Source organism: Pseudomonas nitroreducens TX1, assembly GCF_000313755.1.
GTDB classification, from domain to species: Bacteria; Pseudomonadota; Gammaproteobacteria; order Pseudomonadales; family Pseudomonadaceae; genus Pseudomonas; species Pseudomonas nitroreducens_A.
The window spans coordinates 1-10,679 of the sequence record NZ_AMZB01000115.1 but is presented as its reverse complement, the minus strand read 5'-3'; the positions used below and the strand labels follow the sequence as shown (position 1 = coordinate 10,679).

At 67.7% G+C, this 10,679-nt stretch carries 7 protein-coding genes and 2 pseudogenes; 5 read left to right on the top strand and 4 right to left on the bottom strand.

Going from position 1 to position 10,679, the window contains the following annotated elements:
- Window positions 1-49 precede the first annotated feature (49 nt).
- Window positions 50-338 (top strand): annotated as a pseudogene (locus C167_RS33750) (nitrilase-related carbon-nitrogen hydrolase); the annotation flags it as partial.
- A 109-nt stretch (window positions 339-447) separates the two neighbouring features.
- On the opposite strand, the gene C167_RS0115415 reads toward C167_RS33750, so the two are convergent.
- The 3 genes from C167_RS0115415 to C167_RS0115405 are packed head-to-tail and all read right to left on the bottom strand — an operon-like array spanning window position 448 to window position 4,630.
- On the bottom strand, window positions 448-2,544 hold the full coding sequence (locus tag C167_RS0115415; RefSeq protein WP_026079082.1) for an efflux RND transporter periplasmic adaptor subunit: 2,097 nt from the start codon (window positions 2,542-2,544) through the stop codon (window positions 448-450).
- Window positions 2,541-3,857, bottom strand: coding sequence for an efflux RND transporter periplasmic adaptor subunit (locus C167_RS0115410; protein ID WP_017519175.1), 1,317 nt, complete (start codon window positions 3,855-3,857; stop codon window positions 2,541-2,543). The genes C167_RS0115415 and C167_RS0115410 overlap by 4 nt, the downstream gene beginning before the upstream one ends.
- Window positions 3,854-4,630 carry an efflux RND transporter periplasmic adaptor subunit gene (locus C167_RS0115405; RefSeq protein ID WP_026079081.1) on the bottom strand — a complete coding sequence of 259 codons (777 nt, stop codon included), beginning with the start codon at window positions 4,628-4,630 and terminating at the stop codon, window positions 3,854-3,856. The genes C167_RS0115410 and C167_RS0115405 overlap by 4 nt, the downstream gene beginning before the upstream one ends.
- 373 nt (window positions 4,631-5,003) lie before the next feature.
- Between C167_RS0115405 and C167_RS0115400 the strand changes: the two are divergent.
- Both C167_RS0115400 and C167_RS0115395 read left to right on the top strand, forming a co-directional pair.
- Window positions 5,004-6,498, top strand: a pseudogene (locus C167_RS0115400) (APC family permease); the annotation flags it as partial.
- Window positions 6,499-6,600: 102 nt separating this feature from the next.
- Entirely contained in the window at window positions 6,601-7,782 is a 1,182-nt protein-coding gene (locus C167_RS0115395) for an iron-containing alcohol dehydrogenase (RefSeq protein WP_017519172.1), read from the top strand.
- Window positions 7,783-7,785: 3 nt separating this feature from the next.
- Here C167_RS0115395 and C167_RS0115390 read toward each other — a convergent pair whose 3' ends face one another.
- Entirely contained in the window at window positions 7,786-8,685 is a 900-nt protein-coding gene (locus C167_RS0115390) for a LysR family transcriptional regulator (protein ID WP_017519171.1), read from the bottom strand.
- 130 nt (window positions 8,686-8,815) lie between these two features.
- Here C167_RS0115390 and C167_RS0115385 point away from each other — a divergent pair, with 130 nt between their 5' ends.
- Both C167_RS0115385 and C167_RS0115380 read left to right on the top strand, forming a co-directional pair.
- Window positions 8,816-9,334, top strand: a complete 519-nt coding sequence (locus tag C167_RS0115385) for a GFA family protein (protein ID WP_017519170.1) — start codon at window positions 8,816-8,818, stop codon at window positions 9,332-9,334.
- A gap of 59 nt (window positions 9,335-9,393) precedes the next feature.
- Complete coding sequence (locus tag C167_RS0115380) at window positions 9,394-10,392, top strand: AraC family transcriptional regulator (RefSeq protein WP_017519169.1); 999 nt, start codon at window positions 9,394-9,396, stop codon at window positions 10,390-10,392.
- Window positions 10,393-10,679: the final 287 nt, after the last annotated feature.

Below are 10,679 nucleotides of genomic sequence, written 5' to 3'. Positions count from 1 at the left end.
GGCCCGCCCTTGCCGGCCCTCAACCCCGTCCCCTGCAGGAACCCCAGCCATGATTGCATCGAAACCGGTCACCGTGGCCTGCAGCCAAGTGGCGCCCATCGTCGGGGACCCATAACCGGCGCGCCGCTGAACGGGCGATCCGCACCGCCGCGCTGCGCGGCGCCCAGGTCATCGTCCTGCCGGAGCTCGCGCAGAGCGGCTACGTCTTCGAAGACCGCGCCGAAGCGCTCGTCCACTCCGAAGCGCAGGACGGCCCGACGCTACAGCGCTGGCAACGGCTGGCCAGCGAACTGGGCATCGTCATCGTGGGAGGCTTCTGCGAGCGACTGAAAGGCGAATTATGGCGGCGCGATACCCAGGGACGATGGAACGAGCGACCGGCCAGGGAACAGGGTTTGCCTACACGGGGTTCGGCTCCTTGTTCCCGAGGACTATCGAGGATGTCGACTAGAATCCACTCTCGCGCACACCCAGCGCCGCCAGCCGGCGCCAGGCATAGCCCAGCACCGATTGCCCGCGACCGTCCAGCACCACCACGCCCCGTATCGGCTGGGCGAACTCGGCCGCAGCTTCGAGCGGACTCAGGCGTACGCCATACTGCGCCTGCACCGGTTCGGCACGCTGCTGGCCATCCCGGCGAACGGCGATCGGGCCCTGGTGGTCGGAACTGAGCGCTTCCAGTTCGAGGAAGGCCACGCCATTGGCATCGATGTCATCCAGGCGCACCGGCAACGCCGAACGGGTCGGATCGTCGGCGATGAAACGGCCTTCGGTCCCCGCCTCCACCCGCCACAGATCGTCCTCGGCGAGGTAGCCACGCAGGCGCAGGCCGGGCTCGACAATACGCACCAGCGGGTCGGCGGGCTTGAGCCAGCGCCCCAGGCTCAGATCGGCCAACAGGTCGCGCACGACCCCGGCCTGGGGCGCTCGCAGCTGCAGTCGCTCGCGCTGGGCGGCGAAGCCACGGTATTCGGCCACCGCCTCAGCCAGTTGCTGTTCGAGAATGCCGGCATCCGCCACGGTTTCGCTGCGCCCCGCCTGGCGGCGCAACAGCAACTGGAGTATCTGGATCTTGCGGCGGGCAATGGCCTGGCGCGAATCCAGGTCCGGGGACTCCAGCTCCAGCAACAGCTCGCCTTGCGCCACCGCTTGTCCGTCCCTGACGTGCAGCTGCTTGAGGCGCGCCGCCACTGGCGCGTGCAAGGCGCTGGTACGCGAAGACTCGAGCAACGCCGGGACCTCCACCGAACCGTTCCACGGCAGCGCCAGCAGCGCCAGCACCACTGACAGGCCGCCAGCGGTACGCAGGACCTTGCCGGTCTCGGCCTGGTCGCGGCGTTTCCACCATTCGCGCAGCTCCTTCCAGATGGGCAGGCCGATGAACCACACCAGCTCCACGAGCATCAGGAAGATGCCCAGCACCTTGAAGAACAGGTGGTACACCGCCAGGGCAATGCCGAAGAACAGCACGGCCCGCCACAGCCAGGAACCGTAGCCCCACGCCAGCAAGCGCCGCGACATGGTCGGCGACCAGGGTTCCGGCCTGGGTTCACCATAGCCGAACAGGGCCTCGCGAAGACGCCAGCGGCACAGGGCGAAGGCGCGCGCCTGCAGATTCTCCACGCCCCACAGGTCACTGAGCAGGAAGTAGCCGTCGAAGCGCATGAAGGGGTTCAGGTTGATTGCCAGGGTGGTCATCCACGTCGCACTGGCGAGCATGAAGGCCGACGTACGCGCCGGCCCGTCCGGCAACAGCGACCAGGCGAGCAACGCCAGCACCGCCAGCACCAGCTCGGCGAGCACGCCTGCGGCACCGATCAGCAGCCGCGAGCGCCGGTCGTTGACGCGCCAGGCGTCACTGACGTCGGTGTAGAACATCGGCAGCAGCACGATGAAGGCCAGCCCCATGCTCTGCACCCGGCAGCCGGCGCGCTTGGCCATGAGGGCATGGCCGAACTCGTGGCAGAGCTTGGCGAAGGTCAGGGCCACGCCGAAAGCCAGCGCCCCGCCGAAACTGAACAGGTGCGGGAAGGTCGAGATGAAGCGATCCCAGTCGCGCGCCACCAGGAACAACCCCAGGCACAGCACGGTCGGCAGGCCCCAGCGCAACAGCCAGCCGCCGTTGCGCGCCAGGACCGGCCAGGCGCGGTTGAGGAAAACATCCGGGCGCCAGAGCGGCACGCGGAAGAACAGGTATTGGTGCAGGACGCGCTGCCACAGGCTCTGGCGCATCGAAGCCGCCTTGCTGGCATAGCTGGCGCGCTGTTCGGCATCGACGGCGGCGATCAGGTCGTGCCCGCGCAGGAAGCGCAGCAGCTCTTCCAGTTCGCTGTCGCCCAGCGGCCCGCCGGGTTCGCCGTTGGCTGCCGCCAGCACGCGCTGTGGGTCGCCCAGCGCCCAGTGCTGCAACAGCCGCACGGCACTGGCGCCGAGCTTGAAGTAGCGCCCGCGCAGGGGGTCGGCAAGGGTCCACTGCGGCGAGCCGTCGAAGTTCGGTGCGGCCGCCGACAGGCTCAGGTCGGGGCGCAGCGCGGGCAGCATCAGAAGCCGAGCCTCTGACGCATTGCCGCCAGCGGCCGCCGCATCAGGTAATAGGCCAGGGGCGCTCGGTCACCCGAGAGCTTGGCGGTACCGCGCAGACCGATACGCGGCACGGCATCGATGAAGCTGGCGTCCAGGCGGTAGCCCAGTTGTCCGGCTGCGGTGGGCTGGGCCTCGTAGGCGGAGCGTTCGAGACGAGCGTCGTAACGGTTCAGCGGATCGCTGTCGAGGAACAGTGCCACCTCGGCGCCGGGCTGCAAGGCAATCGCGTCGCCGACTGGCAGCTCGATGCGCAGCTCGGCCTGCGCCGGGTCGGCAATCTGCATCAATCGCTCGCCGGTCTGCACCGGCCGGCCCGTCCAGCGCTCGGCATCGGCGAATACCGCGATGCCGGCTCGCTCGGCGCGCACCTCGCTGCGCGCGAGCAGTTGCCGGGCGTATTCCAACTCCGCGTTCTTCTGTTCGACACGGGCGGCCAGCAGGTCGATGCGCGCGCTCGATTCCGCGTCGGTGAAGGCTCGTTGCGTGCTCGACTTCAATTCGGCTTCGGCGACGCCCAGGGCGCGCTCGGCGACGTCGACCTGGGCCTTGAGGCTGGTGGCTTCGAAGCGCACCAGCAGGTCGCCGGCGAGCACCGGCTGGTTGGGCTTGACCAGAAACTCGGCGATGACGCCATCCAGCGGAGCGGCGACGACCCGCCCACCCTGCGGTACGACTTCCGCCGGAGCCAGCACGGACTGGCGCACCGGCAACAGCAGCAGCAGGCAAAGCGCACCGGCGAACATCAGCAGCTTCTTCCTCGGCCAGCGCAGGCGCCAGGGCTTGCCCGGCTGCAGGGCAAGCCAGGCATGGGCATAGGTATCGCCAAGCTGGCTCAGCAGGGCCTGTTCCGCTTCGCTGAAGCGCTGCTCGCGGGCGATCCAGAGCCCACCGAAGACTTCACCGGCGCGAGTCTTCAAGGGCAGCCAATAGGCCTGGGCAACTGACAATGCCTGCCAGTCGCTCCGGCACGCGGCATCCAGCACCTCGGGCTCGACCATGCCCGGCGCAGTATGCGAACCGCTGGCCTGCAGTTGTCCGCAGGCGCGCTCGACGAACGCCACGAACGGCGCGTTCGGCTCGACCACACTGACTCCGGTGAGCGCACGCGCCTTGCCGGCGATCAGCAGGGCGGCATGATGGAAGCCGAACAAGGCCTGGCCGTCGTTAACCATGGCGAAGGCCAGTTGCTCGGCACTGGCAGCCAGGCGCGCCTGGCGCTCCAGCCCGAGGAACAGCGCGAAGACCCGCTCGGCGCCGCCGACCGATGCGTTCATGGGCGCTCCGCGAACTGCGCGGTGCCGCTCATCCCGGCAACCAGGCCCGCGGTGGGCGGTACGCTGGCGATCAGCAGCAGGGTCTGGCTGGCCTCATCGATACGCGCGCCCAGGCGCTTGACTTCGACCTGCAGCGGCTGGCCGGTTTCGTCCGGGGTAAAGCTGAAGTGCTCCCCCGGCCTGAGCCTGGACAACCAGCGCGAAGGCACCAGCAGGCGGATTTCCAGGCTGCGGTTGTCGACGATCTCCAGCAGGGGAGCGCCGCTGGCCACGCTTTCGAAGGGTTGCGCCTTGCGCTGCACCACCTGGCCATCGTAGGGCGCCTGCACACCGCAGCGGCGAACCTGCACCTGATAAACCTGGGCCTGGGCCTGCGCTTCGGCCTGCCTGGCCTCGGCCAGGGCCACTTCGTAGCGCCCCACGGAATTGAGCGCAGCCAACTGACGGTTATGGGAGAGCTCCTCAGACGCGGCGCGCACACCCGCCTGGGCAGCGTTGAGCTGGGCCTGGTAGGCGGAGCAGTCGAAGCGCACCAGGACATCGCCCTTCTTGAAAGGCTGCCCCTCGGCAAACGGCATCTCGAGAATCCGCCCCGCCAGCTCGCTGGACAGCATCGCCTGATCGCGGGCATGCAGCACGCCGCGGATGTCCCGGCTGCTGCCAGCCTCGCCGGTGGCGACCGGCAACAACGGATCGGGCACGGGTTCGGCCGCCTGCGCGCTGCCAGCCAAGGCCAGCAAACTCCAGAATCCCCACTGCACTTGTCTGCGCATCCTTCGCTCTCCCGAATCACGAAGCGCGAGTCTATGTGAGCCATGGGCGGTAGGAAATATCCATAGAGCATTCTGCCAGTATTTATTGGCGCCGGCGCCATGGGCAATCCACCGCCCGCCCTGACATCCATCCGGCAGCGGCCCGATAAACATCAGCCATGGCTGATGTCAGCCCAATCAAATATGAATTTTTCCTGATGCGGCAGCCCCCTAATCTGGCCACGTGCTGTATTGACAGCGCCAGCTACTCAGCCGTCCTAAAGAGACGCGGGTTCTCGATAACAACTCCAACTGCCCCGAGGATCTCCCATGCGCCTTCGCCCGCTCATGCCTGGCCGTGAATCCCCCTTATCCCTGAATATCGGAGGCCGGCATGTCTGACCTTCGCAGCTCCACCGCCAACGGCGATGAAAGCCTGCTCGCCAGCCACGGCTACCGCCAGGAGCTGGACCGCGGGCTGAACCTGTGGTCCTCGTTCTCCGTCGGCTTTGCCACCATATCCCCGGTCGTGGGCATCTACTCGGTGATGTCCCTGGGCGCCATGAGCGTCGGGCCGTCCTGGGTGTGGGTCGTGCCGCTGTGCCTGCTACTGCAGCTGAGCGTGGCGCTGGTGTATGCCGAGCTGTCCTCGCAGTTTCCCCTGGCCGGCGGCTGCTACCAGTGGGTGCGGCGGCTGATCGGCGACCGCGCGGCCTGGTTCACCGGTTTCCTCTACCTGGCCTCCGCCCTCGCCTCGCTGACCACCGTTGCCTACCTGGGCGGCTTCTGGCTCGGCCTGCTGGTGGCCGGCGAGCCGCCATCGGCCAACGCCCAGGTGCTCTGCGGCGCAGCGCTACTGGCCCTCGGGCTGGGGGTGAACCTGCTGGGCATCAACCCGCTGAAGTACTTCGTCAACGCCGGCATCTTCGCCGAGGCCATCGCCTCCATCGGCATCGGCGTGCTGTTGCTGCTGTTCTTCCGCAACCACTCCGTCGAGATGCTGTTCAGCAGCCTTGGCGCACTGGAGGCATCCGGCGGGTCCTACTGGAGCGGCTTCCTTACCGCGCTGGCGGTGGGGGGCTGGGCCTTCCTCGGCTTCGACGCCTGCTCGCAGATTTCCGAGGAAACCACCGACGCCCGCGTCTCCACGCCGCGCGCCATCCTGCGCTCGATGCTGGTGGTCGGGCTGACCGTGATGCTCACCGCCTTCGCCGTCACCCTGTCGTACAAGGACCCGGCCGCCGTGGTCAGCGGGCAGATCATCGACCCGGTGACCCCCGCGGTGGTGGATGCCTTCGGCGCCTGGGCCGAGCAACCCTTCGTGGCCATCGTGCTGGTGGCCTTCGTCGCCTGCGTCGTCTCGGTGCAGACCTACATCGGCCGCGCGATATTCGGCATGGCCCGCGATGAAATCCTCCCCGGCTCTGCCCTGCTGCGCCGCGTGGACACGCGCAAGGTGCCGATGGCGGCGATGGTCTGCAGCACCCTGCTGGCCAGCCTGGGCCTCGCGCTGGGGCTGAACGCCACTGCGGTCGGCACGCTGATCGCCTTTGGCAGCGGCGGCTTCTTCTTCGTCTTCCTGATCGTCGCCGCCAGCGCGCTGTACGCCCGCCTGACGGGGCGCTGGAACCCGGACAAGGGCGCGCTGAAGCTTGGCCGCAAGGGCCTGCTGGTCAACGTCATCGCGGTGGTCTGGCTGGTGTTCGAGGCGATCAACGTGGCCTGGCCGCGGGAAATGCTCGCCCCGCCCGGCGCGCCCTGGTTCCAGGTCTGGGCGGTGATCGTGGTGTTCTCCGTGCTCGCCCTGTTCGGCCTGGCCTACCTGTTCATCGCCAAACCGCACCGCCGCCTCGCCACCAGCCTGAGCTTCGCCGGCCGCGCCGGCTGACCCATCGGCGCCGGCATTGGCCGGCGCCTCTGTTCCCACGCCCTGCCCTGCTGGCCCCGCAAAGCCGGTACGGACAGGTCATGCCTGAAATCCGGAGCTTGTCATGTCCACCCTGAACTACTGGAACTACCCCACGGAAATCCTCTGCGGCGTGGGTGCGCTCGACCAACTGGCCGAACGCTGCCGCCTTGCCGGGATGCGCAAGCCGCTGCTGGTCACCGACCCCGGCATGCTCGAACTGCCGCCGCTGCATGAAGTGCGACGCCGCCTGGAAGCCGCGGGTATCGACTACGCGCTGTTCCACGCTTTCTCCAGCAACCCCGCACTGGAAGAAGTCACCCGCGGCGCCCTGTCCCTGGCAGAGGGCGGCCATGACTCGCTGATCGCCCTGGGCGGCGGCAGCGCACTGGACGCCGCCAAGGGCATCGCCCTGCTCAGCCGCGACGCCGAGGGCCTGCACCACTTCGAATGGTCGCAGCTGATCGAACGCTACCCGACCCTGGGCGATCACCCGGCCCTCGACCTGCCGCCACTGATCGCCATTCCCACCACGGCCGGCACCGGCTCCGAACTGGGCCGCGAAGCCGTGCTGACCGATAGCACGCGCGGTATCAAGATCGTCGTCGGCCATCGCGAGTTGCTGGCCCGTTCGGTGATCCTCGACCCGGCGCTGACCGTTGGCCTGCCGAAGTCGCTCACCGCAGCCACGGGCATGGACGCCCTGACCCACCACCTGGAATCGCTGTTCTCGCCGCTCTACCACCCCATGTCCGCCGGCGTCGCCCTCGAAGGCGTACGCCTGGTGAAGGAGCACCTGCAGCGCGCCGTGCACAACGGCACCGACCTGGCCGCCCGCGAAGGCATGCTGGTGGCCTCGGCCAGCGCCGCAGTGGCGTTCCAGAAAGGACTCGGCGGCGTGCACGCGCTGGCCCACCCGCTGGGTGCGAAGCACCACAAGCACCACGGCTTGCTCAATGCGGTACTGCTGCCCTATCTGCTGGTGGCCAATCGTCCGGCCATCGAAGCGGACGCCACGCGTCTGGCGCGCTACCTGGAACTGCCGGAAGCCAGTTTCGAGGGTCTGCTCGGCTGGGTGCTGGAGCTGCGTTCGGCGGTGGGCATTCCCCACACGCTCAAGGAGCTGGGCCTCACTGGCGAAGATGCGCAATGGGTCGGTGAACAGGCGGTGGCAGACATCTCCTCCTCCGAGACCAACGCCCTGCCGCTTCAGGCCGAGGACTACTCGCGCATCTACCTCAATGCCGTCAACGGCGTGCTCGCCTGAGGACTAGCCGAGACCGTGCACGCTCAGCAGGTCTTCGATGAAGGCGCGGGCGGCCTCGCTGCGGGGCCGACCGGCGTAGGTGATCATGCTGTGGGTCACCTCGTAGCAGAGCTTTTCCGGTAGCAACGGCTTCATTCGACCGCGCTCGACCCAGATGTTCGCATAGTGGGTCGGCAGGTAGCCCAGGTGCGTACCGGCCAGCACCGAATGCGCCACCGCCTCCATGTGGTGGGCGGTGGCGCTGCTGCGTTCGGGGCGGAACGGCAGCTCCTGGTCCGCCGGCAGGAAGCCATGGCGCACCCAGTTGTACTCGGCGATCTGCTTGAGCGTCGGCTTGCGCGCCGTGAACAGCGGGTGGCGCTCGCCGCAGAATACGCCGATCTCCTCGGCGTACAGCGGCAGGTAATCCAGCGTAGGCCGGGTGCGGCTGAAGTAGGAGATCGCCAGATCCAGCTGGCCGTCGATGACCGCCAGCTCAAGTTCGGTGGGCGAGTTCACGTAGAGGTTCAGTTGCACGTCCTGCTCACGGGCGTGGAAGGCCGCCAGGGTCTCGTCGAAGCGCGCCTGCGGCAGGGTCGTGACGTTGTCCGCCAGGCCCAGGTACAGCTCGCCGACCAATTGGCCGGAGAGTGCCTGAGCCTGGTCGCGGAACAGGCCGATGGCGTCGAACATCGCCTGCGAGGCTTCGAGTATCCGCTGTCCCTTTGCGGTCAGGCGGAAGCCGCCCTTGCCACGCTCGCACAGGCGATAGCCCAGGCGTTTCTCCAGGCTGCCGATGTGCATGCTGATGTTCGACTGGCTCATGTTCAGCTCGGCCTGCGCCGCGGTGAAGCCGCCGCACTTCACCACGGAAGCGAAGATGCGCAGCAGGCGCAGATCGAGGTCGGTGAAATTCCTGAGCATGGGCAGAGTCCGGCGCTGGGCGGACGGCTAGTCTACTTCACGGGGCACCGCCAGTCCCGCCGGTGCGATCCGATGGAATTCCCAGCGCCCCCGCGAGTCCTTGCCCAGGTAAGCCCGATGGAGAGAAGCCATGCTGCTCGAAGGTTCCTGCCACTGCGGCGCCGTGCACTTCAGCCTGCACAGTGCTCATCCCTACCCCTACCAGCGCTGCTACTGCTCGATCTGCCGCAAGACCCAGGGCGGGGGTGGCTATGCGATCAACCTCGGCGGCGACGCCGCCAGCCTCAGGGTGCGCGGACGCAAGCACATCAGCATCTACCACGCGAAGATCCGCGAGGCAGGCCAGCGTACCCGCACCAGTGGCGCCGAACGGCACTTCTGCAGCCAGTGCGGCAGCGGACTGTGGCTCTACGATTCACGCTGGCCGGAGCTGATCCACCCATTCGCCTCGGCCATCGACACGCCCTTGCCGGTTCCCCCCGAGCACACACACCTGCTGCTCCGCTCGAAGGCCAGCTGGGTCGAGGTGCAGGCCGGCCCGCACGACCTGCAATTCGACGACTACCCGTCGGAGTCCATCGCCCAGTGGCACCAGCGCCTGGGCGTGGACGGTAACGCATGGACGAGCTGCCCCGACACGCAGTTGTAACCCTTGCCGGCTAAGGTGCTCGTCCATCTTCGCCGACCGGCGCAGCCAGAAGACGGACCATGACGGCAGACACCACCCCCGCCCGCAAGCAGTTCCTGATCCGCTCGGAGAACATGAGCGCCGACGATTTCGGCGAGCTGTACACGCGCATGTTCGGCAACCTCTACGCGGGGATGCCGCGTCCCGAAAAGCCCATTGCCATCGGCGGAGTCTACGGCCGCTACGAAGGCGTCAGCTTTCGCCGCCTGAGCTTTCGCGGCGACCTGCTGGCCGAAATGCCGGACCTGGAAGACGAGATCACCTTCATCTTCCCCAGCGCCGGGCGCGTCGTCTTCAATCAGTGCAGCGACAGTGTCGGCCTGCCCAACGTCGGCCTGGCCATGGAGAAGACCCAGGTGCGCTCGGTGGGCTTCATCGACGGCCATGCCCACCACGGCCTGTCGGTGCGCCGCTCGCTGTTCGCCCGCCGCCTGGCCATGCTGCTGGGCCGGCCGATCACCCACAAGGTGCGTTTCCAGCCACGGGTGGACCTGGGCAACGAGGCCTACCAGGGCATCAAGGCGATTGTCGCCATGGCGACCGGCAACGAGTTCGACCTGCTGATCCATTCCAGCGCGCTGATGCCGGCGCGCCTGCAGGAGATGCTGGTCGACGCGGTACTGGACATCTGGCCGCACAACTACAGCGCTGCATTGAGGCGGCCAGCTCCACAGATCGCACCCCGCCACGTGAAACTGGCCATGGAATACATCCAGGAGCATCCCGAGGCGATGGTCAGCGGCAGCGACCTGGCCGAGCTGAGCCATGTCAGCCTGCGCGCGTTGCAGGACGGCTTTCGTCGTTTCGTCGGCAGCTCCATCGTCGCCTATCAGCGCGAAGTGCGCCTGCAGCGCGCCTATGACGCCCTGCAGCAGGACAGCGCGCAGTCGGTCAGCGAGATTTCCCTGGCCCTGGGCTTCAGCAACGTCGGGCGCTTCTGCCAGTACTTCCAGAGGGCCTACGGCATGAGTCCTGCGGACCTGCGCAAGAGCCTGCCGGTGCCTGCGCAGGGCGCATAACCGGGAACGGGTTATCCGCCGCAGCGGCGGATAACGCTGGGGGCGTTATTCGCCCTAGGTACTCGGCCCGCTTGGCGAGCAAGCTCGCTCCTACCAGACAGCGCCCAAGCATCCAGCACCGTAGGAGCGGACTCCGTCCGCGATCGATTTCCGGCAGCTCCGAACTTGCCGGTGACACCTCGCCGACAGAGCTCGCTCCTACCTGAAACACCGTGCCGAGGCACGCCCTCTCCCCCCGCCCTGGCTACGCGCCCCGCTCCGAAGGGAGAGGGAGCTATCCGAGCCGG

What these genes read in the sequence shown, in the direction of transcription:
- C167_RS0115395 (WP_017519172.1), top strand. Translation starts at nt 6,601, where the DNA reads ATGTCCACCCTGAACTACTGGAACTACCCCACGGAAATCCTCTGCGGC.
- C167_RS0115390 (WP_017519171.1), bottom strand. Translation starts at nt 8,685, where the DNA reads ATGCTCAGGAATTTCACCGACCTCGATCTGCGCCTGCTGCGCATCTTC.
- C167_RS0115405 (WP_026079081.1), bottom strand. Translation starts at nt 4,630, where the DNA reads ATGCGCAGACAAGTGCAGTGGGGATTCTGGAGTTTGCTGGCCTTGGCT.
- C167_RS0115385 (WP_017519170.1), top strand. Translation starts at nt 8,816, where the DNA reads ATGCTGCTCGAAGGTTCCTGCCACTGCGGCGCCGTGCACTTCAGCCTG.
- C167_RS0115410 (WP_017519175.1), bottom strand. Translation starts at nt 3,857, where the DNA reads ATGAACGCATCGGTCGGCGGCGCCGAGCGGGTCTTCGCGCTGTTCCTC.
- C167_RS0115380 (WP_017519169.1), top strand. Translation starts at nt 9,394, where the DNA reads ATGACGGCAGACACCACCCCCGCCCGCAAGCAGTTCCTGATCCGCTCG.